The sequence below is a fragment of the Micromonospora phaseoli genome, assembly GCF_900109115.1.
GTDB lineage: Bacteria > Actinomycetota > Actinomycetes > Mycobacteriales > Micromonosporaceae > Micromonospora > Micromonospora phaseoli.
In genome coordinates, this window is sequence record NZ_FNYV01000004.1 from 369,658 (window position 1) to 395,165 (window position 25,508).

At 72.0% G+C, this 25,508-nt stretch carries 29 protein-coding genes; 9 read left to right on the forward strand and 20 right to left on the reverse strand.

Annotated features, from left to right (window positions below; genetic code table 11):
- Window positions 1–4: 4 nt before the first annotated feature.
- Together BMY89_RS13225 and BMY89_RS13230 are read right to left on the reverse strand one after the other, a co-directional pair.
- Window positions 5–748, reverse strand: a complete 744-nt coding sequence (locus tag BMY89_RS13225) for a response regulator transcription factor (RefSeq protein WP_372433277.1) — start codon at window positions 746–748, stop codon at window positions 5–7.
- Between the two features lie 100 nt (window positions 749–848).
- A complete protein-coding gene (locus BMY89_RS13230) occupies window positions 849–1,073 on the reverse strand; it encodes a hypothetical protein (RefSeq protein ID WP_092379993.1) in 225 nt (74 codons plus the stop codon).
- A gap of 165 nt (window positions 1,074–1,238) precedes the next feature.
- Between BMY89_RS13230 and BMY89_RS13235 the strand changes: the two genes are divergently transcribed.
- The 3 genes from BMY89_RS13235 (at window position 1,239) to BMY89_RS13245 (ending at window position 3,815) form a co-directional block, all read left to right on the forward strand.
- Window positions 1,239–2,186, forward strand: a complete 948-nt coding sequence (locus tag BMY89_RS13235) for a serine/threonine-protein kinase (RefSeq protein ID WP_092380376.1) — start codon at window positions 1,239–1,241, stop codon at window positions 2,184–2,186.
- Window positions 2,187–2,244: 58 nt separating this feature from the next.
- Complete coding sequence (locus BMY89_RS13240) at window positions 2,245–2,667, forward strand: OsmC family protein (RefSeq protein WP_092379995.1); 423 nt, start codon at window positions 2,245–2,247, stop codon at window positions 2,665–2,667.
- A gap of 287 nt (window positions 2,668–2,954) precedes the next feature.
- Window positions 2,955–3,815, forward strand: a complete 861-nt coding sequence (locus BMY89_RS13245) for a hypothetical protein (protein ID WP_092379997.1) — start codon at window positions 2,955–2,957, stop codon at window positions 3,813–3,815.
- Window positions 3,816–3,843: 28 nt separating this feature from the next.
- On the opposite strand, the gene BMY89_RS13250 is transcribed toward BMY89_RS13245, so the two are convergent.
- The 4 genes from BMY89_RS13250 to BMY89_RS13265 form a co-directional block, all read right to left on the reverse strand.
- On the reverse strand, window positions 3,844–4,290 hold the full coding sequence (locus BMY89_RS13250) for a response regulator (protein ID WP_092379999.1): 447 nt from the start codon (window positions 4,288–4,290) through the stop codon (window positions 3,844–3,846).
- 57 nt (window positions 4,291–4,347) lie between these two features.
- A complete protein-coding gene (locus BMY89_RS13255; protein ID WP_092380001.1) occupies window positions 4,348–4,707 on the reverse strand; it encodes an STAS domain-containing protein in 360 nt (119 codons plus the stop codon).
- 84 nt (window positions 4,708–4,791) lie between these two features.
- The gene (locus BMY89_RS13260) at window positions 4,792–5,841 is read right to left on the reverse strand and encodes a cobalamin B12-binding domain-containing protein (protein WP_092380003.1); all 1,050 of its coding nucleotides are present in this window, start codon (window positions 5,839–5,841) and stop codon (window positions 4,792–4,794) included.
- Window positions 5,838–7,574: a PP2C family protein-serine/threonine phosphatase gene (locus BMY89_RS13265; protein WP_092380005.1), complete on the reverse strand. Its 1,737-nt coding sequence runs from the start codon at window positions 7,572–7,574 to the stop codon at window positions 5,838–5,840. Before BMY89_RS13265 ends, BMY89_RS13260 begins: the two co-directional genes overlap by 4 nt.
- Before the next feature lie 199 nt (window positions 7,575–7,773).
- On the opposite strand from BMY89_RS13265, the gene BMY89_RS13270 reads away from it, so the two are divergent.
- Both BMY89_RS13270 and BMY89_RS13275 read left to right on the forward strand, forming a co-directional pair.
- A complete protein-coding gene (locus BMY89_RS13270; RefSeq protein ID WP_232521281.1) occupies window positions 7,774–8,169 on the forward strand; it encodes an STAS domain-containing protein in 396 nt (131 codons plus the stop codon).
- Between the two features lie 52 nt (window positions 8,170–8,221).
- Window positions 8,222–8,569 carry an STAS domain-containing protein gene (locus BMY89_RS13275; RefSeq protein WP_092380007.1) on the forward strand — a complete coding sequence of 116 codons (348 nt, stop codon included), beginning with the start codon at window positions 8,222–8,224 and terminating at the stop codon, window positions 8,567–8,569.
- Window positions 8,570–8,639: 70 nt separating this feature from the next.
- Here the strand turns inward: BMY89_RS13275 and BMY89_RS13280 are convergent, their stop codons facing one another.
- Entirely contained in the window at window positions 8,640–8,942 is a 303-nt protein-coding gene (locus BMY89_RS13280) for a hypothetical protein (RefSeq protein WP_092380380.1), read from the reverse strand.
- A gap of 220 nt (window positions 8,943–9,162) precedes the next feature.
- Between BMY89_RS13280 and BMY89_RS13285 the strand changes: the two genes are divergently transcribed.
- Window positions 9,163–10,140, forward strand: coding sequence for a 4a-hydroxytetrahydrobiopterin dehydratase (locus BMY89_RS13285; RefSeq protein WP_092380009.1), 978 nt, complete (start codon window positions 9,163–9,165; stop codon window positions 10,138–10,140).
- A 69-nt stretch (window positions 10,141–10,209) separates the two neighbouring features.
- On the opposite strand, the gene BMY89_RS13290 is transcribed toward BMY89_RS13285, so the two are convergent.
- The 6 genes from BMY89_RS13290 to BMY89_RS13315 all read right to left on the reverse strand — a co-directional run bounded on the left by BMY89_RS13290 (window position 10,210) and on the right by BMY89_RS13315 (window position 15,218).
- Complete coding sequence (locus tag BMY89_RS13290; RefSeq protein ID WP_092380011.1) at window positions 10,210–11,511, reverse strand: NAD(P)/FAD-dependent oxidoreductase; 1,302 nt, start codon at window positions 11,509–11,511, stop codon at window positions 10,210–10,212.
- A 57-nt stretch (window positions 11,512–11,568) separates the two neighbouring features.
- Window positions 11,569–12,402 carry a poly-gamma-glutamate hydrolase family protein gene (locus tag BMY89_RS13295; protein ID WP_092380013.1) on the reverse strand — a complete coding sequence of 278 codons (834 nt, stop codon included), beginning with the start codon at window positions 12,400–12,402 and terminating at the stop codon, window positions 11,569–11,571.
- A 102-nt stretch (window positions 12,403–12,504) separates the two neighbouring features.
- On the reverse strand, window positions 12,505–12,780 hold the full coding sequence (locus tag BMY89_RS13300; protein WP_092380015.1) for a DUF6510 family protein: 276 nt from the start codon (window positions 12,778–12,780) through the stop codon (window positions 12,505–12,507).
- A gap of 12 nt (window positions 12,781–12,792) precedes the next feature.
- Window positions 12,793–13,515 carry a ferredoxin reductase gene (locus tag BMY89_RS13305; RefSeq protein ID WP_092380017.1) on the reverse strand — a complete coding sequence of 241 codons (723 nt, stop codon included), beginning with the start codon at window positions 13,513–13,515 and terminating at the stop codon, window positions 12,793–12,795.
- Window positions 13,516–13,523: 8 nt separating this feature from the next.
- A complete protein-coding gene (locus BMY89_RS13310; protein ID WP_092380019.1) occupies window positions 13,524–14,123 on the reverse strand; it encodes a sulfite oxidase-like oxidoreductase in 600 nt (199 codons plus the stop codon).
- A gap of 78 nt (window positions 14,124–14,201) precedes the next feature.
- Window positions 14,202–15,218 carry a TerC/Alx family metal homeostasis membrane protein gene (locus BMY89_RS13315; protein WP_092380021.1) on the reverse strand — a complete coding sequence of 339 codons (1,017 nt, stop codon included), beginning with the start codon at window positions 15,216–15,218 and terminating at the stop codon, window positions 14,202–14,204.
- A gap of 256 nt (window positions 15,219–15,474) precedes the next feature.
- On the opposite strand from BMY89_RS13315, the gene BMY89_RS13320 reads away from it, so the two are divergent.
- Entirely contained in the window at window positions 15,475–16,641 is a 1,167-nt protein-coding gene (locus BMY89_RS13320; protein WP_092380382.1) for a CaiB/BaiF CoA transferase family protein, read from the forward strand.
- 22 nt (window positions 16,642–16,663) lie between these two features.
- Here the strand turns inward: BMY89_RS13320 and BMY89_RS13325 are convergent, their stop codons facing one another.
- Complete coding sequence (locus BMY89_RS13325; RefSeq protein WP_092380023.1) at window positions 16,664–17,074, reverse strand: DUF2267 domain-containing protein; 411 nt, start codon at window positions 17,072–17,074, stop codon at window positions 16,664–16,666.
- Window positions 17,075–17,214: 140 nt separating this feature from the next.
- Here BMY89_RS13325 and BMY89_RS13330 point away from each other — a divergent pair, with 140 nt between their 5' ends.
- Complete coding sequence (locus tag BMY89_RS13330) at window positions 17,215–17,487, forward strand: DUF2795 domain-containing protein (protein ID WP_092380025.1); 273 nt, start codon at window positions 17,215–17,217, stop codon at window positions 17,485–17,487.
- A gap of 305 nt (window positions 17,488–17,792) precedes the next feature.
- Here BMY89_RS13330 and BMY89_RS13335 read toward each other — a convergent pair whose 3' ends face one another.
- The 3 genes from BMY89_RS13335 to BMY89_RS13345 all read right to left on the reverse strand — a co-directional run bounded on the left by BMY89_RS13335 (window position 17,793) and on the right by BMY89_RS13345 (window position 20,176).
- A complete protein-coding gene (locus BMY89_RS13335; RefSeq protein WP_092380027.1) occupies window positions 17,793–18,764 on the reverse strand; it encodes a pirin family protein in 972 nt (323 codons plus the stop codon).
- Window positions 18,765–18,835: 71 nt separating this feature from the next.
- Window positions 18,836–19,774, reverse strand: a complete 939-nt coding sequence (locus BMY89_RS13340; RefSeq protein WP_232521283.1) for a hypothetical protein — start codon at window positions 19,772–19,774, stop codon at window positions 18,836–18,838.
- Window positions 19,775–19,834: 60 nt separating this feature from the next.
- Window positions 19,835–20,176 (reverse strand): MazG-like family protein, encoded by a 342-nt coding sequence (locus tag BMY89_RS13345; RefSeq protein ID WP_092380384.1) that lies wholly within the window; start codon window positions 20,174–20,176, stop codon window positions 19,835–19,837.
- 113 nt (window positions 20,177–20,289) lie between these two features.
- On the opposite strand from BMY89_RS13345, the gene gdhA reads away from it, so the two are divergent.
- Window positions 20,290–21,627 carry an NADP-specific glutamate dehydrogenase gene (gene gdhA, locus BMY89_RS13350; protein WP_092380386.1) on the forward strand — a complete coding sequence of 446 codons (1,338 nt, stop codon included), beginning with the start codon at window positions 20,290–20,292 and terminating at the stop codon, window positions 21,625–21,627.
- 96 nt (window positions 21,628–21,723) lie between these two features.
- On the opposite strand, the gene BMY89_RS13355 is transcribed toward gdhA, so the two are convergent.
- The 3 genes from BMY89_RS13355 to BMY89_RS13365 all read right to left on the reverse strand — a co-directional run bounded on the left by BMY89_RS13355 (window position 21,724) and on the right by BMY89_RS13365 (window position 25,486).
- The gene (locus BMY89_RS13355) at window positions 21,724–22,350 is read right to left on the reverse strand and encodes a hypothetical protein (protein ID WP_092380028.1); all 627 of its coding nucleotides are present in this window, start codon (window positions 22,348–22,350) and stop codon (window positions 21,724–21,726) included.
- 13 nt (window positions 22,351–22,363) lie between these two features.
- Entirely contained in the window at window positions 22,364–24,148 is a 1,785-nt protein-coding gene (locus BMY89_RS13360) for a DUF4012 domain-containing protein (protein ID WP_092380030.1), read from the reverse strand.
- Window positions 24,149–24,229: 81 nt separating this feature from the next.
- Window positions 24,230–25,486, reverse strand: coding sequence for a glycosyltransferase family 4 protein (locus BMY89_RS13365; protein WP_092380032.1), 1,257 nt, complete (start codon window positions 25,484–25,486; stop codon window positions 24,230–24,232).
- Window positions 25,487–25,508 lie beyond the last annotated feature (22 nt).

The window sequence follows — 25,508 nt, forward strand, 5'->3', positions numbered from 1 at the left end:
GCGTTCACTCTGCCGGCTTGAGCAGGTACCCGGCCCCGCGCAGTGTGTGGATCATCGGCTGGCGGCCGGCGTCGATCTTCTTACGGAGGTACGAGATGTACAGCTCGACGACGTTGGCCTGACCGCCGAAGTCGTAGTTCCACACCCGGTCGAGGATCTGCGCCTTGCTCAGCACCCGACGGGGATTGCGCATCAGGTACCGCAGCAGCTCGAACTCGGTGGCGGTGAGGGTGATCAGCTGGCCGTCCCGGCGCACCTCGTGGCTGTCCTCGTCCATGCTGAGATCGCCGACGGTCAACACCGCGTCCTGGCGGGTGGCGACGGCGAAGCCGGAGCGGCGCAGCAGGGCCCGCAGCCGGGCGATGACCTCCTCCAGGCTGAACGGCTTGGTGACGTAGTCGTCGCCACCCACGGTCAGCCCGGCGACCCGCTCCTCCACCGCGTCCCGGGCGGTCAGGAAGAGCACCGGCACGGTGGCGTTGTCCTCCCGCAGCCTGCGCAGCACCTGGAAACCGTCCAGGTCGGGAAGCATCACGTCGAGCACCACCGCGTCGGGCTGGAATTGCCGGGCGGCGCGCACCGCGGCCATGCCGTCGCCGGCCGTGCGTACCTGCCAGCCCTCGTACCGCAGCGCCATCGACAACAGGTCGGTCAGAGTCGGCTCGTCATCCACGACCAGCACCCGGACCGCTTCGCCGTCGGGCCGGCGCAGCTCCAGCCGGCCCGACCGGACCTCCCCCTCGGTCATCATGGTGCCCATGGTGGGCCGACGCTCTGGGTGCCACTTGTGCGGATCCTGTGCGCCGGCTGTGCGGTCCGTCGGATCGCGAGGCCGGGTCGAACAGGGGTCACTCGGTCACGCCGACCGGGTCGGTGCGGACGAAACGCATGGACCAGGCCCCCGTCCCATCGGGCCGCTGCCGGGCGTAGAGATGGTCGGCGGCAGGGGTGGGCGTCCCCTGCGGCCGGCGCAGTACCCACAGCCGCGGCGGAGCACCGTCCGGGCCGGCCGGCAACGACCGGACCAGGTCGTGGGCCGGACCGCCGACGAACCGTACGCTCACCTCATCCATCACCGCTCCGCCTCCAGACTGCCCGGCACGTCGGGCGTCCCGGCTCGCACGCTAACGCACCGGCCGCCGCCGGAGGCCGGTTTGCCCTGATCGGTGGCGGGGTACCGTGCCGAGGCCACGGGCACGTGCAACGTGGTGGAGCACCATGAGGGTAGGGAGCGGTCGATGCGTACGCTGGACGGGCGGTACCGGCTCGATCAGCGGATCGGCATCGGCGGCATGTCGGAGGTCTGGCGGGCGCACGACGCGGTGCTGGACCGGATGGTCGCGGTGAAGCTGGTGTCGCCCGGCCAGCCGGACGGTCCGGCGTCGGTGGAACGCATCCGCGCCGAGGCCCGTTCCGCGGCCCGCCTGGTCCACCCCAACGTCGCCAGCGTGCACGACTTCGGCACCGGTGGCACCGTGCCCGGGCGCGAACTGCCCTACATCGTGATGGAGCTGGCCGAGGGGCAGACGCTCGCCGCCCACCTGCGGGCCGGGCCGCTGGACTGGCGGATCGCGGTGCGGGTCTGCGCGGAGGTGAGCGCGGCGCTGGCCGCCGCCCACGCCCACGGCATCGTGCACCGCGACATCAAGCCCGCCAACGTGATGCTCACCCCCTCCGGGGTGAAGGTGCTCGACTTCGGAATCGCCGCGCCGGCCGGTGCCGCCGACACCGCACCCGAGGGCATCGTGGTCGGTACGCCGGCCTACCTCGCCCCGGAGCAGCTGCGACGGGCTCCGGCGACCCCGGCGGCCGACATGTACGCCCTCGGGGTGCTGCTCTACTGCTGTCTGGCCGGCCGGCTGCCGTACGCGGCCGAGAACGTCACCCAGTTGCTCGGTCCGCAGGGCCGCCAGTCCCTGCGGCCGCTACCCGAACTGCCCGGCCTGCCCGCGGAGGTCGCCGACCTGTGCCGGCGCTGCCTCGCCGACGACCCGGCCCGGCGACCGAGCAGTCTCGTCGCCGCGCTGCTGCTCGCCGAGGCGGTGGATGCCCGGGTGTACGTGCCGATGCACGAGCCGCTGATGCCCCGGCAGCGGCCGGCCGTGGTGACCCCCTGGACCGACCGGGCGGCGGCCGAGGTCACCGAGGCCGCCGCCGGGGTCCGGGGAGGCCGGCCCGGCGGCTGATCCCGGTTTCACGCCATCTGCCTCGGGTAGCCGGGCGGGGAGTGACGGGAGGAACGCGATGCCGAGTTCCTGGTTGAACGAGGTTGCCGCCGCGACCGCCGAGGGCGGTCACATCCACACCGACGACGATGCCCTGTCCACTGCCCTCGCCTCGCCGCTGGCGCCGCACTGCACCGGGCTGACCCCGTCGCAGCTGCTCGCTGCCGCCTTCGCGTCCTGCCTGCACCACGCGGCGGTGGAGGCGGCCGGCGGGATAACCGACGAGGCGCACACCGTGCAGGTACGCGCGGAGGCGAAGCTCGGCCGCGACGACGACGGCCGGTACCGGGCCGACGTGCACGCGTCGATCTCGTCGGTGGGCCTGACCCGGGAGCAGCTCGCCGAGCTGGTCGAGCACGCCGATCGGCTGTGGCCGTTCTCCAGCGCGGACGGCAGCCGGCACCGGCTCACCGTCACCCCCGCGGAGAACGGGCGGCACTGAACCGCGTGCCGCCGGGTGGTCCGAGCGCCCCACCGGGCGGTGCGGTCAGGCCGATGCGTGCTCCCCCGTTCGGGGGAGACCCGCCGCGCTCTTCATCGGCACGCATAAGATCAGCATTTTGCACCACTTTGTCACGGCATTTCCGACATTCTTGTCATGCCGGATACTTGAGCATTACCCGATATAGAGCGTCTCGCGGAGATTCACCTGACGAATAACCGCGAATTGTGACGCATGCCACCAAGCCAGCCGATGGCAGGCGGCCGTCACCTTTCTAGCCTCGGCGGGTGCATCCCGACGACCAGATCGACCAGCAGCTGACCCCCCAGCCACCGGCGAGCCGTTCGGCTGACGGAGCATCATCCGAAAGGACGACAGGGCGGCATCGTGCTGCGGCGACCCCGCTTCGCGGCGTCCGCGCCATGCTCGCCTCCACTCCGGTACGGGTGGCCCTGGCCACCGGCGTGACCTGCTGCCTCGGCGCGGCGGCCGTCGTGACGGCAAAGGAGGACGACGAGGCGCCGCCGCCACAGGTGGCCGAAGCGGTGGCCGACCGCGCGCTGGCCGCCCAGGACGAGGCCGCGTCCCGCTCCCTCGATCGCAGCCCCTCCCCCGCCCCGACCAGCCCGAGCCCGAGCCCGACCGCCTCGCCGACGGCCAAGCCGAAGGCCACCCCCAAGGCGACGAAGAAGAAGCCCACCACGCCGCCCCGCCCCAGGCCGGTCGCCGGACTCAGCCAAGCCCAGATGGACAACGCCAAGGCGATCGTCGACGTCGGGGTGGACATGAAGATCCCCCGGCAGGGCATGGTCATCGCCGTCGCCACCGCGATGCAGGAGAGCACCCTGCTCAACTACGCCAGCGGCGTGCTGCCCGAGTCGCAGGAGTACCCACACCAGGCCATCGGCTGGGACCACGACTCGGTGGGGCTGTTCCAGCAGCGCCCGAGCAGCGGTTGGGGCACCGTGCGCGACCTGATGCGTCCGGCGTACGCGTCCCGCGCGTTCTACGAGGCGCTGCTCCAAGTGCCCGGCTGGCAGCAGATGAGCCTGACCATGGCCGCCCAGGCCGTGCAGATCTCCGCCTACCCGTACGCGTACGCCCAGCACGAGGAGCGGGCCGCCACGGTGGTGGCCGCGCTGACCTGATTCGCGGCGCGGCGCGCCGGTGGTCGGGTCAGGCCCGCTTGGGCAGCACGACCACCCGGCCGAAGAACTCGTCGATGCGGTGGACCACATCATTGAAGTCGTCGAGGTCGATCGGCTTGGTGACGTACGCGTTGGCCTGAAGCGTGTAGCTGCTGACGATGTCGGTGTCCGCGTTCGAGGTGGTCAGCACGACGATCGGAATGGTCCGCAGGTCCTCGTCGCCCTTCACCTCACCCAGCACCTGGCGGCCGTCCATCCGCGGCATGTTCAGGTCGAGCAGGATCACGTCGGGGCGCTGGGCGTCACCGTGCCGCCCTTCACGGCGGAGGAACTCCATCGCCTCGCGGCCGTCGCTGACCACGTCGATGACCTTCTCGACGTCCGAGGTCGCCAACGCCTCCTCGATCATGAGCACGTCGCCTGGATCGTCGTCCACGACCAGGATGCGAACCGGAGTAAGGGTGCCTGCGCCCATCTTTACCTGCCTCAGGTCGGCCAGTACGGAACCTGCCGGTCCGTGCTGGCGGGAAATCTAGCCCATACCCGGGCGGTCGGTGCCCGCCGGGTCCATCCCACCGGATCCGTACCCCAACACCTCGGCGAGGCCGGTGAGCTGCAGTACCCGTTCCACCCGGCCGGTGGCACCGGTGACCCGCAGCCACCCGCCCTCGGCTGCCGCCCGGTTGTCTCCGCGCACGAAGACGGCGATGCCGGTGGAGTCGCAGAAGGTGAGGTCCGTCAGGTCGATCAGCAGTCGACGCTCCCCGTCCTCGGCCAGTCGGTCGATGACGGCGTTGAGCTGCGGGGCGCTGCCCATGTCGAGCTCACCGGCCAGACGCAGCCGGGCCGGCCCCACGCCGCCGTGATCGGCGTACGTGACGGTGAACGTCACGACAACCCTCCCGCCATCCAGAAACGGACGCTTGCTGTGCGGCAAGTATAAGGTGAGCCTGCGGCGGGCCGGATTTTACGCCCTCTACGACGAGATTCGCCGCACCGACACCGGCAACGCCGCCCGCCCCTGCTGGAGGTAGCCCGTCGCCCGCGGGAAGTCGTGCAGCACCCGGACGTAGTGACCCAGCGTCGCCTCCACCGCGGCGGCCGGCACTCCTCGACTGTCCAGGATAGTCACCAGCCACTCGACGAACTCGGTGAACAGCGTGCCGTCGTCGACGTACAGCGCGGCGGCCAGGAAATCCAGGATGTAGCCGAGGTCGCTGACGGTCGAGTCCAGCTGGGCGGGGCTGTAGTCGCCGGCGGCGGGAACCCGCTGCACCAGGTCGGCCAGCGCGCTGTCGATCAGCTCGCCGCGCCGGCTGACCAGTGCGGCGTACTCGTCGTCAGCCAGGTGCGCCAGGCTCGTCGGCGCACCGGCCCGAAGCGCACGCTCGTCGGCGAGCAGATCCGCGGCGGCCGGCCCGTTCGGCGCCCACGGCACGCCGAGCCGCCGAGCCCACCGGCCGTCCAGCCCGAAGCCCCGGCCGCCGACCACCACCGGCACGTCCGAACGCCGGCACGCCTCGATCATCCGGTGTGCCTGGGGCAACCGCATCGGCAGGGCGCAGGCCAGCGCCACCGCGTGCGCGTCGTACCGGTGCAGGTACGACACCAGGTGGGCGGCGGGCACGCTGGCACCGAGGAAGGTCACCTGCCAGCCGCGCAGCCGCAGCATCTCCGCGACCAGCCGCGCCGGCAGCGCGTGCCACTCACCGTCCATGCAGGCCACCACGATCCGGCCGTGGGTCGCACGGACGTCGGTGCACGCGGCCACGGCCGCCACCACCCGCTCGCTGATGTGAGTGGCCGCGTGTTCCTGGGCGACACTCCACTCGTTGCGCGCCCACCGCTCCCCCACCTCGGCCTGCGCCGGGGCGACCAGATCCAGCAGTACCCGGTCGGCCGGCACCCCGGCGTCGAGCAGGTCGTGCGCCACCTCGACAGCCGCCTGCTCGTCGGCCTCGGCGAGGCAGTGCAGGTAGTGCGGGTACACGGCAGCGGTCGAGATGCCCGTCGTGGTGGCGGTCACGGCCCCGTCGACCCCTCCGGCTCCGGCTCGCTCATGGCGGGCACGGCGTGCAGGTGCCGATGCGGCCGGTCACCGGGGCCGACGGCCCGCAGCGCGAGCACCGCGATGTCGTCGTGGTCGCGCTGAGCCAACCAGTCGCAGGTCACCTGCTCGATCCGCTCGGCCAGGGCCGGCGCCGGCATCCGTTGACACCCGGTGAGCGCCTGCGTCAGGCGATCGGTGCCGAGCTGCTCGTCGCCCCGCCGACCACCCCGCGCCTCGGTCACCCCGTCGCTGTAGAGCAGACAGGTCTCGCCGGGGGCCAGCCGGGTGGAGACCTGGCCGATCCGCGGATCCGACACCACACCGATGAGCATGCCGCTCAACGGCAACTGCTCCACCTCACCGGAGGAGCGCAACACCAGCGGTGCCAGGTGCCCACCACCGGCCAGCGTCAGCCCCAGACCACCGTCGCGATGTGGGCGAACCACGCCCAGCACCATGGTGGCGAAGCGGCCCTGCCCATGCGCCAGGGTGGTCTCCAGCAGAGCGTCGTTGAGCAGCTGCAGCAGCCTGACGGGGTGCTGCTCGACCCGGTGCAGCGCATGCAGGCACTGGCGCAGCTGACCGGTGAACACCGCCGCCTCGACCCCCTTGCCGGAGACGTCGCCGAGGAAGAACACCGAGCCGCCGTCGGGCAACCGGTGTGAACCGTAGAAGTCGCCACCGATGCGCAGGCCGGCCTGCGCCGGGCGGTACGCGGTCCCCCACTGCACGCCCGGCGCGGGCGCCGGCGCCGCCGGTAACAGGCTGGCCTGGAGGGTGTCGGCCATCTCCGTCTGGTCGCGGTAGAGCAGCGCAGTGGTCAACGCCGCGCCCGCCCGGGCGGCGAAGGCGCGGATCAGGTCGAGGTCCTCCTCGACGTACCAGCGGGTGGCCTGCCGGGCGACGAGCAGCACGCCCATGGGCGCGTCGCGGCCGGGCAGCGGCACCAGTCGGGCAGACAGGTCGGCGCCGGGCAGCCACCCCGCGTCGACGGCCTGTTCCACCAGCCAGTCGACGGCGTGCGGCTCACCACCCCGCAGGCTCTCCACGACCGCCGGGGGCAGCTCGGCGGCGATCAGCACGCCCCGGTCCACGGTGGGTGACTCGTCGTCGACCCGGCGGGCACGCCACCAACGGGCCCGGCCGGAACGGGGGGCCAGCACCAGCACGGCGACCTCGGCAAGGGTGGGCACGGCGAGTCGGACCACCGCCGCAGCGGCCCGATCCGGGTGCAGCGGATTGCCGAGCTTCTCGCCGACCACAGCCAGGAAAGCAGACCTGGACCGCTCGGCCACCAGCGCGTCGGCACGCTCGACGCTGTCACTGACATCCTCGACGTACCAACAGCTTCGCCCGGCGGACAGCGACGCCCGGCGCAGACGCAGTCGACGGCCGTGACGGGTCATCTCCGGGTCGAGGGAGCCGAGCCCGTCGAGCGTCCCGCCGACGACGACCTCGGGTAGCAGCCGCTGCGCGACCGGGCTGACGTGCATGACGGTGCCGTCGGGACCGCACACCACCAGACCCTCACGAAGGTGCTCGACGACCTCGGGCCAGTCAGCGACGACCTGGGCCTGGGGTCGATCCAGGGCGGTTGGCCCAAGGGGGGCGCGGGCCGTACCCGAGCGCCACGTCGGGACCCGGGCGACACTCGGCTTGGCAAACCGTCCGTCGCCGGGGTCGAGGTCCCTGACGTCGGCACCTGTCACCAGCTGAGCCCCACTCCTTCTCGGTAGCGCACCCCGCGTCGAACGGCATGCCTGGTCTCTCGCCTCGCACCTCAGCGTACGCAAGTCTCCCGGTACCGCCACCCGAGCTGCTGCCGGCCGCCCGGCAGGCGCGGCAGTTCAGGGATTGTTACGATCCGTTTGCCCCTGCCCCGCCCGCCACCCGCGGAAGGCGTGATCGTTGCTGTCCCACGGTCGCAGACCCGAGACGACGCCGCTGAGCATCTCCGTTGACCGGTCCGATCCCGACGAACCCCTCATCCGGGTCGGAGGCGACCTCGCCTACACCAGCGCCGCCCCGCTGCGCATCGAGATCGACCGGCTGCTGAGCACCGCTCCCACCACCGTGGTGCTTGACTTCGGCGACCTGCAGTTCATCGACAGCACCGGGCTCAGCGTCATCGTGCACGCCTGGCGTGCGGGGCAACAGAACGGCACCAGCCTGCGACTGCGGTCTATCCCCCGCTTCCTCGACACCATCCTCGACATGACCGGGGTCACCGGCCTGCTCGCCCGCCCGATCGTCGGGAACGAGCCCAGCGGCGCCGGGCCGGACAGCCAGCCGGTGAGGACGTAGCTTTCCACCCCCGCGAGTTGCATCCCGCCACCGGGCTGGGACCATGGGAGCCATGTCCGCAAAGCTGTTGGTCATCGAGGTCAACCGGTCCGGCGTCGGGCGTGCCGAGCTGCGGCTGACCGGCGACCTCGACTTCGACAGCGCTCCGGAGCTCCTCGACGCCGTCGCCGAGCTGCGTCGCGACGGCTACCACGAGCTGATCATCGACCTGACCGGGGTGGGTCTGTGCGACTCGTCCGGGCTGAGCGCGTTCGTGGTGGCCCACCGCGGTGGCACCGCCCCACTCCAACTGGTCGGCCTCAACGCCACGGTGCGCCAACTGCTGGACCGCACCGGCCTGGCCGAGCTGCTCCAGCTCGCCTCCACAGCGGAGAACGCCGACGTGCAGGCGGCCGGCTGAACGGACCCGGCCACCCGGACCGGGGGTGGCCCCCGACCCTGGGACCAGGGGTCGGGGGCCGGAGGATGGCTCAGAGCGTCGGGACCGGGGAGCGCCCCGCGCCGCGTGACTCCGGAGTTGGCTCCGCGTCCTCGGGCAGCCCCGAATCGGGCGTCTGGTACAGATAGCGGACGAACTCCGCGCCCGTCCCGTCGTCCTGCGCCCCGGGCCACTGCCCGGCGCAGTCCACGCCGATCACCTCACGGCCGGTGCCGTCGGTCTCTTCCAGCAGCGCCCACAGGCTCACCGGGTAGCAGCGGGTGCTCTCGGGTGCCAACCGCCAGCGGGCGTACCAGCCGGGTCGAGCGGGGACGATCTCGACTATCCGCTTCATCACGACCTTCCCTTCCGCGTGCCTCGGAAGATCTCCGGTCCACTGCGATCGTCGACCCCGCCCGGGTGACCGCCCCTCACCCCGGCCGGATGAAGCCTCGCCAGCGTTGCCGAACGTCGGCTGCGTCCGCGCCGCACCGACCGTTTCGCTCCCGGTAGCGGTGGGAAGGCCGTCCACGAAGCCAGGGAAGCAGAAGCACCAGCGGAAGCGAGGTGTCACCATGCGCAAGCAGATGGAGGGCGACAACCAGCGCCGCCGGGCGCTGGCCCGCCAGGCCCGGGAACGCGGCATGCAGGCCGCCGACACCGGCGCCAGCCTGAGCGCGTCCAAGCAACTCGCCCATCTCGACCAGAACAAGCGCGCCGGACCGCCGCCGGCCGGAAAACGCCACAAACCAGACACCAGTCGTGGCGGGCCCGCTCCCCCGCCGGCCGGCGTACCGGAGACTCCCCGTCCTCGCCCGGAGCCGGGCATCGAGGCGCCGGGAGTCACCACCATGGGCTACCGCGCACTGGTCGAGGACGTCGTGCGCCGCGCCGGCGTCGACTTCCGCACCGCCAAGGTCGGAGTCGAGTCGACGGTCCTCGTCCTGGCCTGGGCGCTGGAGGCCGCCGAACGCCGCCGGCTGCTGGCGGCCGTCCCCACCTCGCTGCACGACGTCGTCCCGGTCGACGGCATCAAGCGGCGGCAGGATCTCAGCGGTTTCCTGTCCGAGGTGGGCCGGATCAGCGGGCGTAGCCCCGAGCAGGCCCGTTACCAGGCCGAGGCGACCCTCGCCGCGCTCGCCGCGCACGACCGTGACCTGGTCGAATCGCTGCACGTACCGGACGAGCTACGGGAGTTGCTGAACCCGCCGGCGGCCGGCGGCGGCCTGGTCGGCGCGAGCAGCAGCACACCGCCGTTGTCGGACGCCGAACTGCGCGACGCCCTGCTCGACCTGCCCTACTGGTCCGGTGACGGAGCACTTCTGTCGCGAACCCTGGAGCTGCCGCCGGACAACCTCGACCGGGTCCTGAACCGCCTCGACCTGCTCCGCGACCAGACCGGCCGCGGGCCACGGATCGGCCGGGCGGACCCGACGACCGCCGTGCTGACCGTGGCCACCAGCAACGCCGGTGCGGTGACCGGGTTGGACATCGACCTGGCCCACGCGGTCGACGACGCGATCGACGAGGCGGGTGCCGGGATGGCCGGTTGAGCCGGTCCGGCCACCGGCGGCGGCCGTGCGGTGGTGGGTACGCCCACCGACCGCACGGCCTCCAGCCGGTCAGCGGGCCCGGGCGGGAAGCTCGGGTGAGGCACTCTCCAGCGGCACGGCGGTGGACGACACCAGCCCGAGCTGCGCCGCCGACCTGGGCAGGGTGGCGTCGAGAAGCCAGTCGGCGCTCACCCGGGCCCGGTTACCCGGCATCGCCAAAAGATGGTAGCCGCGGGTGACCGCCTTGGCCGCCAGACCGGACAGCGGCACCTTGAGCGGGTTCGCCGCCGCCTGCTTGCCGCCCAGGTCGACCACCCAACCGAGATCATGATGCTTGTACGGTCGGCGGCGGCCCTGACCATAGGAGGCGGCGATGTTGTGCGCCGCCAGCTTGCCCTGCCGCTGGGCGTGCTGGGCGGTCATCGTGCAGATCTGCCCGGGTCGGGTCAGGTCCGGCACGGCGGCGGCGTCGCCGCACGCGTACACCTCGGGGAAACCGGGGACGTTCAGGTACTCGTCGACGACCAGCCGCCCCTTTTCGGTACGCAGGCCCAACTCCGCCACGAACGGGTCGGGGCGGACGCCGACGCACCAGACCAGCGAGCAGGTGGGCACGTACTCGCCGTCGGTGAGCTTGACCCCGTCGGAGGTCGCGACCGCCACCGAGGTGCCCATCCGCACGTCGACTCCGCGCCGACGCAGCACCCGGTCCGCGGTGACCGACATCCGCTGGTCCAACTCCGGCAGCACGCGGGACGCGATGTCCAGCAGCATCCACCGGGGGCGGATCTTCAGGCGGGGACGCTGGGCGGCGAGTTCGTCGGTGAACAGCTGGCCGTGCGCGGCCACCTCGGTCCCGGTGTACCCCGCGCCCACCACCACGAAGGTGGCCCGGGCCTGCTGCTCGGCCGGATCCTCGGCCTGCTCGGCCAGCTCGATCTGCCGGACCACGTGATCGTGCAGGTAGAGCGCCTCGGGCAGGCCGCGGAAGCCGTGCGCGTACTCGGTCACGCCGGGGATGGGTAGCAGCTTGTTGACGCTGCCCACCGCCAGCACCAACCGGTCGTACGCCAACCGGTTGCGGTCGCCCTCCGGCTGGGTGAAACCGACCCACCGGTTCTGCAGGTCCACATGCTCGGCCTCGCCGATCACCACCCGCACGCCGCCCAGCGTGCCGGTCAGCGGCACGGCGATCCGGCCGGGCTCGACCACCCCCGCGGCCACCTCCGGCAGCAGCGGCAGGTAGAGGAAGTAGTCGGTCGAGTTGAGCAGGACCACCTCGGCCCGGTCACGGGCCAGCCGGCTCAACGTCTTCGCCGCGTGGTAACCGGCGAACCCGGCCCCCACGATCACCACACGAGGCTTCGTCATTCCGGCCCGGTTCCCGTCGTACGCGTCGGCAAACGTCGCGGCCCGAGCGCCGGAGCCTCACCCAGCCGAGCGGTGTTCCAACGCGGCACGCGTGGCGGTGACGAAGCTCCAGAACGGCGGCAGGGTCGTGTGCCGGCGCTGCGCCCGGGTGTTGGTGCCGAACATCGCGTTGCGTAGCGGCGTGCTGAGTTCCAGTTGGGCACCCGCCTGCGACAGCGTCCGGTTGACGATATTCCGCGGATGGACGCCAGCCAGGGCGGTCAGTTCGGGAGCGGTCGCGGCGTCCAACGCCAGAATGCCGAGGGCCGCATACTCCTGGAGCAGGTAGGTGCGCAGGGCGACGTCGAGCCCGCCGACTGCGACGGCCGGTGTGCCATCGGGCAGGCCGAGCTGGCCGGCCGTGCAGCCGTGCAGGGAGACCGCGTACCGGGCACCGCCGGAGAGGGACTCCGCCTGCGGGTCGTCGCACCCAGTCGAGGTCACGTGCAGCTCGCCGTTGTTGGCGGCCCGCAGGCCCTCGAACATCCAGTAGTCGTACACGGCGCCAGCCGACTGCGTCGGTGCGAGCGTGGCCGGATGGTAGCCAGCCACCCCGAGGCAAAGCTCGGACGTGCCCACCTCGATGCCGCCGCCGTGCGGAGCGAGCACGGCGGTGGTCGGGAACCCGGCCGTGCCCACCAGGTCGTCGTCGAGCGCGCCGTGCCGCCGGAACCGCCGGGCGTAGTCCACGCCCTCGACGAGCGTGGGACTGGCGTACAACTCGCTGTTGGTCTGGTAGAGGTCATCCGAGACCGCGACGGCCGGTCGCGGCGCCACGGTGAGCAGGGCCGGTCCCGCGACGGCCGCCGCGGACAGAGCGGTCAACACGGTCCGTCGCCTGATCCTCGTCATCCATCCCCTCCGTCATCCGAAGGGCGATGCTAGTCGCTGCCGCAGAACGAGAGGATCCCGCCGGACAAGTCCGTAATCGTATGTTTCGTCCCGGATCCCGGTCTAGCGGTCGGGCGACATCGGGAACTGCAGGAAGGTGGCGCCACGCAGGTCGAGCCAGGCCCGATCAGGTGCACGCACCAGCCGCAGCATCACCTCGACACAGGTCGGGCAGCGCGCCACCAGGCCCGGCGCGTGCGAGTAGACCCGGAGCCCGGCGACCGGGCCGGGCGTGCCGCAGTGGGCACACCGGGCGGTGGCGCTGCTCAGGTCGACCGCGAACACCTCCCCCAGCGGGCCGTCGAGCATGTTGCCGTCCACGTAGGGCAGCGCGGTCATCCGCGGCTCCTCTCAGCCGGTAGGGCCGAAACGTTCGGTGCGTACCCGCCGCGCCGGGTGGCCCAGCCCGACGAGCAGATCGGAGACGGTCTCCACGAAACCGGTGGGGCCGCAGACGTACACCAGCGGCTCCAGCGCCGGCGGCCAGCCGTGGCTGTTGACGTCGGCGAGACCGAGTCGGTGCGGCTCGCCGCGCCACCCCTCGGGCGCCTCGCGGGTGTAGACGTACGCCACGTCGAGGCCCGCGTCGTCGCGCACCCGCCGACGCAACTCCTGCGCGTAGAAGACGTCGGTCGGGCTGCGTACCGAGTAGATCAGCCGGAACGGGGCGCGGTTGCCGGCCGCCCGCCGGGCCCGGATCATGGCCATCAACGGCACCACCCCCGATCCACCGGCGACCAGCAGCACCGGTTCGGTCTGCTGCGCCCGCCAGACGAACCAGCCGCCGATGGGGCCGCGTACCTCGATCGGGTCGCCCTCGCCGTAACCCTCCACCAGGAACGACGACACCTCGCCCTCGGGCACCCGCTGGACGGTGACCTCGATCCGGTCGCCGTCCGCCGGCCCGGCCAACGAGTAGGACCGGGCGGCCTGGTACCCGTCGGGCGCGGTCAGCCGGATGTCGACATGCTGTCCGGGCAGGTGGCCCGGCCAGCCGGGCACCTCCAGCACCAGGGTCTGCGCCGTCGGCGTCTCCACCCGGCGGTCCACCAACCGGGCCGTCTGCCAGCGCATCCGCCCGCTCAATCGCCCTGGTACCGCTGCTCACGCCACGGGTCACCGTAGTCGTGGTAGCCGGCGGTCTCCCAGAAACCGGGGGTGTCCTCGATCGTCAGGTGGAGGCCGCGCACCCACTTCGCCGACTTCCAGAAGTAGAGGTGGGGCACCAGCAGCCGGGCCGGGCCACCATGCTCGGCGGGCAGGTCGTCGCCGTCGTAGGTGTGCACCAGCCACGCCTGGCCGTCACGTAGGTCGTCCAGCGGCAGGTTGGTGGTGTAGCCACCGTAGGAGTGGGCCAGGGCGTAGTCCGCCGCGCTCTCCACGCCGTCGAGCAGGGTGTCCAACGAGACTCCCCGCCAGGTGGTGCCGAGCTTCGACCACCGGGTGACGCAGTGGATGTCGACGGTCGGCGTCTCCTGCGGCAGGGCCATCAGCTCGGCCCAACTCCACCGGTGTTCGGTACCGGTTTCGGTGCTGATCACGAACTCCCACTGGTCCTGTGGGACCTTCGGGGTCGGGCCGGCGGAGAGCACCGGAAAGTCCGGCGTCAGGTACTGGCCGGGAGGCAGATCCGGCGTACCGGAACGCGGCCGGCCCTGGAATCCCGGGGTGACGATGCCCACCGCTCAGTCGTACCACGTCCCGCACCGCCGCGGGTGTATTCGCCGGCCCAGGCCCACCAGGCCCGGACCGGCCGCGGCTCACTTGCGCTCGGTGACGACTTCCTTCGAGCCCGGCACCACGTTGCGGGTGGCCCGCAGGCTGGTGAGGGTGACGACGGTCAACACGACGATGATGACCAGGAGCGAGATCTCGGTGGGGATCACCGGCACGCCCTCCCAGATGCCGTGCGCCCAGTGCAGGCCGAGCTTGACGCCGATGAAGGCCAGGATGATCGCCAGGCCGTAGGTGAGGTGGACCAGGCGGCTCAGCGCCGCGTGCAGCACGAAGTACAGCGCCCGCAGTCCGAGCAGGGCAAAGGCGTTGGTGGCGAAGACGAGGTACGGGTCCTCGGTGATGCCGTAGACCGCCGGCACCGAGTCGACGGCGAAGACCACGTCGGTGGCGAGCACCGCCACCACCACCAGGGCGAGGGGGGTGAGCGCCCGTCGCCCGTCGACCCGCACGGTCATCTTGGTGCCGTGGTACTCGTGGACCACCGGCATGAACCGACGCAGCAGCCGCACCGAGCGCATGTTGGTGATGTCCACCGCCTGCTCGTGACCGGTGAACGCGTCACGCAGCAGCTTGGCCGCGGTGACCAGCAGGATCAGCGCGAAGATCAGGAAAGCGAAATCGAGGGTCTGCAGGGCGGCCGCGCCGAGAGCGATGAAGATGCCGCGCAGCACCAGCGCGCCGGTGATGCCGAACAGCAGCACCCGCTGGGCCAGCACGCTCGGTACCGCGAAGGCGGCCAGCAGCAGCATGAAGACGAAGAGGTTGTCGACCGACAGCGACTTCTCGACCAGGTATCCGGCGTAGAAGTCGAGGCCCTGGTCCGAGCCGTAGCGTTGCCAGACCCAGACACCGAAGGCCATCGGCAGGGCTATGTAGAAGGCGGACCAGCCGAGCGCCTCCTTGAGTGAGACCTCGTGCGGGCGGCGCGTGACCAGGAAATCCAGCGCCAGCAGGACGAGCACGCCAAGGATGGTGATAGCCCAGAGCGAGGGCGTACCCACCGACTGCAGGCTGTCAGCGGCGTAGGACAACTCGGACATGGGGCCTCCTCGAACACCGTGTCATGTTCGAGGTCTCCTTCACCCACTTTTCGTGGGCAACCACCCGAGGCACGCCCGGGCGCGCCGTACTGACCGGCATGGTTCGTGGGAAGTACTCCCCTCGTGCTGCCAAGGTTAGGGCAGCCGGATCCCGGCCGCCACGCGGGGCGCACCCGAACCGGTGTCCCCGGTCACGCAGCAGCGCGAACGGGTGACGACCGTCACCGACCAGGACGTGAGCGCCTATCGTGGTCGGGTGACCGCAGAGCTGCCAGCCGGCCCCCTGGACGGCGTACGCGTGGTGGAGATCGCCGGAATCGGGCCGGGCCCGTTCGCCGCGATGATGCTGGCCGACCTCGGCGCGGACGTGATCCGGGTGGATCGGGTGACCGACGTGAACAACGCCGCGTTCGGCACCCCGCACCCCGATCTGCTCAACCGGGGACGCCGCTCGATCGGCGTCGACCTGAAGTCCCCTGGCGGCCGGGAGGTGGTGCTCTCGTTGGTCGAGGGCGCCGACGCCCTCATCGAGGGTTTCCGGCCCGGGGTGACCGAACGACTCGGCCTCGGCCCGGCCGACTGCCACGAGGTCAACCGGCGGCTGATCTACGGCCGGATGACCGGATGGGGCCAGGACGGCCCGAACGCCCCGTACGCCGGGCACGACATCGACTACCTGGCCCTGACCGGCGCGTTGCACGGCATCGGACGGGCCGGGGAGCGACCGGTACCACCGATGAACCTGCTCGGCGACTTCGGTGGCGGCGGGATGATGCTCGCCCTGGGCGTCGTCTCCGCGCTGTACGCGGTGCGCGGCGGTGCGGCGGGTCAGGTGATCGACGCGGCGATCGTGGACGGGGTCGCGGTACTCAGCACCCAGATCCACGCGCTGCGACAGCTCGGCATGTGGCACGACCCGCGCGGGGTCAACCTGCTCGACGGCGGCGCACCGTTCTACGACACGTACGAGTGCGCCGACGGTAGGCATCTCGCGGTCGGCGCGCTGGAGCCGCGCTTCTACGACGAACTGGTCCGGCGCACCGGCTTCCCCCTGCCGCCGGACGAGGCGGCCGACCGCACCGACCCGGCGAACTGGCCGGCCCTGCGTGCCGCCTGGTCGCGCCTGTTCCACACCCGGACCCGGGACGAGTGGACGGCCCTGCTCACCGCCTCCGACGCCTGCGTGGCGCCCGTGCTGGACTGGCGGGAGGCGTCGGAGCACCCGCACCTGGCCGCCCGCCACACGTTCCTGGTCCGCGACGGGGTCGTCCAGCCGGCACCCGCGCCCCGGTTCTCCGGCACCCCGACGTCGGTGCGTCGGCCACCTCCCTGGCCGGGCGAGCACACCGACGAGGTGCTCGCCGAGACGGGCTACGGCCGGGACCGGGTGGCGGAGCTACGGAGCGCCGGCGCGGTCGGCTGAGCGGCGCACAGTGACCGGCGGCTCAACGACGGCGCAGGGTCGCGCCGGGCGCCAGGGCCGGCTCGACCATGTCCCGGTAGTCGCGAGGCATCTGGACCACCAGTTCGTCGAACTCGCCGCCGCTGACCGCCTCCCGGACGGTGATGAAGACCGCCCGGATCGCGTCCCGGGCGGCCGGCTCCTGGACCCCGGCACGAACGGCCACCCGGGCGACGAACTCGGCGGCACCGAAACGCTCCGCCGCCTCGATGTCCGGCGTCGGGCGCAGCGGCAGCCGCAGCGGCTCGGGCAGCTGGACGGCCAGATCCAGCACCTCGCCACCGGTCAGCCGCTCGGCGAGCGTCTCCAGCGTCGCCCGGGTCAACTCCACCGCCCGCTGCCACGATGTGCCGGCGCGCCGGGCGACCTGGTCGACGAACGTGTCGTAGTTCATCGCGTACCCCCTCCGGTGAGGCGGTTACCCGCCGGGCAGCAGCGGAAACGGCGGCCCCGTTTTCCCATGGCGGGCGTGACGCGTCCCCGGACGGGTATTCGCGCCCGGTCGTGGCCGGAAAGCCGGGAGGAGCCCACACCATGGCCAGTTATGCCGACGTCCTGCAGTACCTGTCCAGCCTGGACTATCCCGCCGGGAAGGACGACGTGGTACGCGAGGCCGAGCGCGAGGGAGCCCCGCCGGACGTGCTGCGGGCGCTGCGCGGGCTGCCTCCGGTGGACTACGCCAACGGCACCGAGGTGGCCCGTTCGGCCGACATCGAAGCGGCCCCCGAGATCACCGACGCGCAGCGCGGCGCGCAGGGTCGTGACAAGCGTCACCAGCGGGTGTCGCAGCACCTGCGCAGTATCTGACCCGGCTACCGGGCCGGGGTCGGCGCCCTCGCGGGCCCACCCGGCCCGGTTGCCGCGCGTCACGCCGGCGGCGGGCCGCTCCGGCCGCGCCGCTGCGGCGGGCGCCCCGGCCGCGAACCGCGACCGGGAGCGCCCTGCATAGCCGCCTGCCCTGGCGACACACCGGACCCGAACCGGGTCGCGGCCACCAGGCGGCCGACAGCCACCCGAACCAGGTGGCTGGTGCTACTGCGACAAGATTACCGCACGCCATCGTCCGAACGGACAGGGGGTGCCGACAAAGAGCTCGGGCCTGCTCAGGCGGTTCAGGCCCGGAAGCCGCCGGCCCGGTCGCGGGCCTTGAGCCGGGTGGTGGGCAGGGCCGGCGCGGGTAGCGGCGGATCCGGGTCCTCGGCAACCACGCCGAACCGTCGCCCGGCCATCCAGTCCTCCCGGGCGGTGACGATCTCCTCGTGGCTGCGGCCGACGAAGTTCCACCACATCACCAGCGGCTCCTCGAAGGGCGCGCCGCCCAGCAGCATCAGTCGGGTGCCGGGCTCGCCGCGTACGGCGAACGACTCCCGGCCCGCGCCGAGCCAGAGCAGCGCCCCCGGCGCCACCGGCACCCCGTCGACCTCGGCGCTGCCGTCGAGGGCCAGCAGCGCGTACTCGAAGTCGGGCCGCAGCGGCAGCCCGACCGGTCCCGGACCGGCCAGCTCCAACTGCGCACCGAGCAGCGGGGTGTACACCCGGGCCGGCGAGCGTTCGCCGCCGAACTCCCCGACCAGCAGGGTCACCTCCAGCTCCCCGTCGCGCCACCGCGGCAGCTCGGCGTGGTGGGCGAAGTCAGCCGCGCCGGCCCGGGCCGGATCCGGCAACGCCACCCACAGCTGCACTCCGTGCATCAGCGGCGGATGCTCCGCCGGCGAACGCTCGGAGTGCGCGATGCCGTCGCCGGAGGTCATGACGTTCAGCTGGCCGGGGCGGATCGGCTGCACGTTGCCGAGGCTGTCGCGGTGCAGGATCTCGCCGTCGAGCAGCCAGGTCACGGTCTGCAGGCCGGTGTGCGGGTGCGGCGGCACCTCCATGCCCGGTCGTTGCGCCACGTCGTCGGGGCCGAAGTGGTCGACGAAACACCAGGCGCCGACCATTCGGCGGGCGCGCTGCGGCAACAGCCGGCGCACGGTGGTGTAGCGGCCCAGCGGCACGTCGTGCCCCGGAAGCAGGACGCTGCCCGGGTCGGCGGTCGCCACACCGGGCGGTCGGGTCTGCGCGGGCATCGACTCGATACGCTCCACGGGCCGACTCTACGCCCGATCCGGCTGCCTGCCTCGCCGCCGCGGCCCATCGGCAGTGGTCGGAGTGCAGCTCACTGGCCGCGTACGGCGACGATGTTCGCGCCGGCCACCAGGTCCAGGAAGATCCGGTCGGTGGCCCGGTCCCAGCCCGGTGAGCTGAGCACCGTACCTGGTGGGATACCGCCGTGGCGCTGGTCGTACAGCTCGACTCCGCCGGCACCGGCCGCGGCCCTGACCCTTACCGGGACCCCGCCGGCCACCGTGACGTCGAACTGGTTGACGCCGCCGGTCACCCGCACCACGAGCGATCCGTCGACCCGGGGCAGCCGCAGGTCGGTGCGGGTGGCCCCACCGGCCAGCTCCAGTCCGGACAGCCGGCCGGCGCCGAGGTCGATCCGCCGCTCGTTGGCCCCGCCGGTGATCCGCAGATCCCAGGACACCCGGGCGTTCAGCAGCACCTCGACGGCGCCCGGTTCCACGCCGGTCCGCTCCAGCCGCAGCAGCAGTGTGTCGCCGGCCAACTCGGGGCGGGCCCGCGCACCGGACCCGGCAGGGCTGACGATCCGGTACAGCTCCTCCCCCAGCTCCGTGATCCGCAGGTCGAACCGGGTCACTCCGTCGACCAGTTCGAAGGCGGCGCGCTGCCGGCCGTTGAGCGGTGCGGTCTCGACCTCGTCGGGGCTCTCCCGCGCGGCCCGCGCCGCGCCGCCCAGTCCACTGTTGTCGCCAGGAGCGGTCGGCACGGTGACCACCGGTCCCGGCGCATCGCCGGAGAAGACCCGGCCGAGCCGGTGCGGGTCGGAGACGATCGTCATCACGGCGACGGCACCCAGGCCGAGCACCAGGACCGCGGCGGCGGCCAGCAGCCGGGCGCCCGGCGACCAGGTCGGCCGATCCGGTGGCGGATCGTCGCCGACGGTGCTGAGGGCCACCGAGGACACCTCGATCTGCGGCACCGTGGCCGGCTCCGAAGGTGTTCGACTCTTTCCGTCCCGCCGCGAATCGGCCATCGGTGTCCCCTTCCACGGTCCCCTACCGTGGGGTACGTGCCAGGTAGCGGGACGGATCAGTCAGTCGGCCGCCGAACCGCTGGCAGCGGGCCGATCGTCCATCCGTCCGGTGACCTTGCCGGCGCAGCGCCCCAGCGCCGCCCGGGCGTCCAGGCCCAGGCTCTCGATCGCCACCAGGGCGGTGAACGCGGCGTCCGCCAGCTCCGCCGCCACGTCCTCGCGGGTGTGGGTGACGCCCTTGCGCGGGTTCTGTCCGAGTAGGCCGATCCAGGCGCCGGCCACCTCGCCTGCCTCCTCGGTCAGCTTCAACATGCGGCAGGTCAGCTCCGCCTCCCCGGTGCCGTTCGCCTCATCCAACCAGCCACGCGCCGCCCGTACCGCCTGCCAGATCGTCTCGTCCACGCCGGTCAGTGAACCGGACGGCGGCGCAGAGCCGTATCCGGGGGCGGCCGGCGCGGTGGCGCGGGTGAGGTTCGGCAACGGCGCCGGGCCGCAATGGAAGGGACGTGTCGGTGATGCCGGAGACGGTCGAGTCGGTGTTCGCCAGTGTGGTCGCCCGCAACCCGGGTGAGCCCGAGTTCCACCAGGCCGTGCGGGAGGTGTTGGAGAGCATCGGGCCGGCCCTGGACCGGCACCCGGAGTACGCGGACGCCCGGATCGTCGAGCGGATCTGCGAGCCGGAGCGACAGATCATCTTCCGGGTCCCCTGGGAGGACGACCGTGGTCGGATCCGGGTCAACCGGGGGTTCCGGGTCGAGTTCAACAGCGCCCTCGGCCCGTTCAAGGGCGGCCTGCGCTTCCACCCGTCGGTCTACCTGGGCATCGTGAAATTCCTCGGCTTCGAGCAGATCTTCAAGAATGCGCTGACCGGGCTGCCCATCGGCGCCGGCAAGGGGGGCGCGGACTTCGACCCGAAGGGACGCACCGACCGCGAGGTGATGCGCTTCTGTCAGAGCTTCATGACCGAGCTGCACCGGCACATCGGCGCGCAGACCGACGTGCCGGCCGGCGACATCGGGGTGGGCGGCCGGGAGATCGGCTACCTGTTCGGTCAGTACAAGCGGATCACCAACCGGTACGAGTCGGGGGTACTCACCGGCAAAGGTCTGTCCTACGGCGGCGCGCAGGCCCGTACCGAGGCCACCGGGTACGGCGCCGTCTTCTTCGCCGAGGAGATGCTCAGGCAGGCCGGGGACAGTCTGGACGGCAAGCGGGTGGTGGTCTCCGGCGCCGGCAACGTGGCGATCTACGCCGTCGAGAAGGTGCACCAGCTCGGTGGCACGGTCGTCGCCTGCTCCGACTCCACCGGGTACCTGCTCGACGAGAAGGGCATCGACCTCGACGTGTTGCGGGAGCTGAAGGAGCGACGCCGCGGCCGGTTGGCCGACTACGTGCTCCAGGTGCCGCACGCGGTCACCGTCGCCGGCCGTACCCCGTGGGAGGTGCCCTGCGACCTGGCCCTGCCGTGCGCGACCCAGAACGAGATCGGTGGCGCGGAGGCGGCGCGGCTGGTCGCCGGCGGCTGTGCCGCGGTGGTGGAGGGCGCGAACATGCCGACCACCCCCGAGGCGGTGCGCATCCTCGGTCGGGCCGGCGTGCGGTTCGCTCCCGGCAAGGCGGCCAACGCCGGTGGGGTGGCGGTCAGCGCCCTGGAGATGCAGCAGAACGCCAGCCGGGAATCCTGGACCTTCGCGCAGTCGGAGCAGCGGCTTCACGAGACCATGCGGGACATCCACACTCGATGCTGGGCAACCGCCGAGGAGTACGGCCTGCCGGGTGACTATGTGGCCGGAGCCAACATCGACGGGTTCCGCCGGGTCGCCGAGGCGATGCTGGCACACGGCCTGGTCTAGGCCCGGACAAGGGTGGACAGACGGATACCGGTGCCCGCCGGAGGGAACGGCGGGCACCGGTATCAATTCGGTCCGGGCCCTGCCCGGAGGGTTGGACTAGTGCACGCCACCCGCACCGAAGCGGTTGCGCCGCCGCCAGAGCACCGTGCCGAGCAGCAGGACCATACCGGTGGCGACAAGCCCGCCACCGACCTTCATCGGCGTGTCCAGGCTGCTGCCGGTGACCGGCAGGTGCGGCTTCTTCTTGCGCAGCACCCGCAGCTCGGTCGACGCAGTGCGCCCGGACTCCCGGCCGGTGCCGGTGAACGTGAGCAGACCGGTCACCGACGGGGTGTAGCTACGGGTGAAGACACCCTCGGAGTTGGTCTGGGCGGTGAAGCTCAGCGGCGCGCTGGCCTGGAAGGCGACCGGTGTCATGGCGACGGTGCTGCCGTCGCTACGGCGGGCCGTGCCGGCGGCCGGTGCCGCCAGCGGTGTCACCGTTACCACGATGTCCACCGTCTCGTTCGGCCCATAGTTGCGGCCGGTGAGGATGACCGTCTCACCGAGGAAGATGGTGGGTCGGTTCACCGTCAGCGAGGCGAGCACCGGCGGGTAGGGCGGTGGCTGGGGCGTACCGGTGACTGTTGGCGCCGGCTGCGGCTGTGCCGCCCCCGCCGTGGTCGGCACGGCCACTACGGCCAGACCGACCGTGAGTGCCATGATGATGCGGGATAGCCGCATGGTTCGTTCCCTCCTACTGAGAACAGCTTGGTGCGGTAACAACATGGGTGGTCCATGGGGTGGCGGTCGGCGTCAGCCATAGATCAGCCGCTCCGCTGTCCGTCTTGCCGGTCAGCAGTGAGACCTCCAGCGTTCGGATCCCACCCGGTCCGACCTCGACATTCACCGTGGCGACCTGCCGGCGCCGCTCGGTGCCGTTGCCCACCGAGGTCTCGGCACCGTCGAGGCGGGTGTCGAGCACCGCCCCGCCGGCCGGGCCGTACACGGAGACGAGTGTCCGGACGGTGTACGGGTCTCCTGCCTGCGCTAGGCCGAGGACCGACTCGCTGAGCCCTGACGCCGGTGCGGTGGACCGGAGCGTCACCCGAAGGTTCAGCTCCCGGCGGCCGTCGGCGTGGCAGTCGCCGACCACCAAGTCGGCAGTTTGCCGCAGGTAGTAGCCGAGCTTCGCGCCGCTGCCGTCGTTGAGGAACACGCCGACCGTCGGCACGGTGTCCTGTTCCGGAAGCGTCCCGGCCATCCGGCTGTCACCGAACATCCGCTGTTCCTCCGGTCGGGCACTCCAGAACAATATCCGACCTTCGCGTATAGAGCGGTCGAATGCGGACAACAAGCCATTCGGGTGGACGTTTCTCGAGAAAAGTGTGTCGAAGACCGTGGCCGCCGCAGCCGCGAAGAAGCCGTCCTGCTCCTTCGGGCTCATCCGCTGGTAGGCGTCGCTGAGCAGGGTCCTGACCACGTTCTCGGCGCTCAGCGACACTCCGCCCGGAACCCGCACCGGCCCGGTGGCCTGCAGCAGGTAAGACAGCATCACCGGGTCGACGGCAAGGACGCCGTCGACGGTTTCGTCGCTGTACCGCCGGTACATCTCCCGGTACAGCGACGCGGCGGTCGGGAAGTGCGGGCTGAGGTTGACGTCCGCGGGATAGATGCCGGGCAGCTCCCCCCATAGGGCACGCTGCTCCGCCGGGATCTTCAGCGGCGTGACGAAATGGCCGAGGTTCGAGCTGCTGCCCTGGGCGCCCATCTTGATCCGGCCCTTTTCCGCCTCGATTACGGCGTACGCGCCGAACATGCCGCCGGTGGCCCGCAGCTCCGCGGAGTTCTGCGATACCAGCAGGTATCGCCGTGGGCCGTCCACCCCGAGCAACGGTGGAAGTAGCCGGCTGGCCCGGTCGGCCGCAGAGGTCATCGCCGCCAGCTTGTCGATCTCGCCGCGAAGCTCCTCCAGCCCCCGCCGAACCTGCCCGGCCAGCCGGTCACCCGGGATCCCGGCCAGGTCGGTCCGGGTCCGCTGCACCGTCGCGTCCACCGCGACCAGGTCGTCGGTGACGGCCCGCAGCCCCGTCAGATCCAACCGCCCCTCCCGAGGCACCAGGCCACCGAGGTCTACGCGCAGCAACGCCGGGAACGCCTGCCGGGCGAGATCGTCGATGGCGACGGCGATCTGCCGGACCACCGAGAAGTTCGCCCCGGCGGCGGGCACCTGCCGGCCGAGCCACCAGCCGGGATCCCCGGTGGCCCGCCGGGCCGCACCGGACTGCTCCTGCAACGCGGCGAGCGTCCGCTGCGCGCGAGCGGTGTCGCCGCCGACCAGGTGGGCACTGAGCTCACCGGCCAGTCCAGCCGCGTTGACCAGGTGACCACGGGCCTGCCACGCCCGGAAGCCAACCCAACCGGCGAGGCCGAGCAGCAGCGAACTGACCACCAGCGTGGTGAGCAGGGCGCGGCGCAGCCGGGCACGACGGCGCCGGCGGGCACGGCTGCGCCGCCGACGCGGACTCTCGCTCTCGGTCACACCACACTCCAATCTCAAAACGGACAGAAGACCATATTGTTCTTAACACTTAACGACCGGAATAAGGTGCCAATGACGGCATTAGGCGTTATGAGAAACTCGGTCATGATTCAGGTTCTGCCGGACGTTGCCGGCCGCCGCGACCTCCCGCAGCAGTCCCTCGATCCGATCCACCCCGGCCGACAAGGACATCTCCCGCAGGTACGCCTCCCGCCCACGCCGGCCCATCTCGGCCCGCGCCGACGCGGGGATGTGCGCCGCCAGCCAGAACCGGTCCGCCAGGCTGGCCCAGTCCTCCGGCGGGCAGGAAAGCCCGGCCCGGGCCCGCTCGACCAGGGCGGCCGTGTCCCCACCGGCGGAGGCGACCACCGGCGAGCCACAGGAGAGGGCAGCCTGGAGCTTGGCCGGCACGGTGCTGCGCAACGCCGGTAGATCACGCAGGACGACCAACTGGTAGTCGGCGGCGGCGTACAACTCGGGCATGTCCAGCGGCGAGCGCCGTTCGACGAAGCGCACGTTGTCGGCGCCCAGCTCGGCGGCGAGCCCCCGCACCCGCCGCTCGTCCACACCCGAGCCCACCAGGACCAGGTCCATGCTGCTGTCCAACGCCGCCGCGGCACGTACCGCCGTCTCCAGCCCCTGCCTGGGCCCGATGGTGCCGGCGTGCATGAACACGCACCGCTCGTCCCGGCGGACCAGCCGGCGCGCGGCCGAACTCGCCGTGGCCGGCTGGAAGATCCGCTCCTCGGTCCAGTTGAGCACCACCCGCACCCGGTCCGCGTCGGCACCGACCGAGACGACGGCGTCGCGCAGCGACGGGGTGGTCACCGCGATCGCGCCCGCCGCCCGGTAGGTGCGGAGCATGGCCGCGCGGGCCCGCGCCGCCCATCGGTCCTCCTCGGCGCCCACTGGCACATCCCCGGCCCACAGGTCCGGCACGTGCAGCACGACCGGCACCCGGCCGAGCCGTCGCAGCAGGGCCGCCGAGGCAAACGCCGTGTCCGGCGGCTGGTACACGTACAGCACGTCGACATCGGCAAGGTACCGACGCCCGACGAGCGCCGCGCTGGTGGCGAACGAGAGCCAGGAGGCCAACCGGCCGCGTGGGCCGCCGTCACCGGTGCGGTAGCGCGGCACCCGCCGCACGGTCAGCCCTCGACTGCGGCTCTCGTGGTGCCAGCGCTGACGCCAGCCCGGGTAGACATGTCCGCCGGGGTAGTCCGGAAAGCCGGTCAGCACCCGCACCTCGTGGCCTCGGGCGGCCAACTCCTCGGCCAGGCTGCCGGGGAGGAACGCCGGCTCCGGCGGAAAGTGGTATGTCAGGATGCCGATGCGCACCGCCGCACCCCCTTCCCGGCCC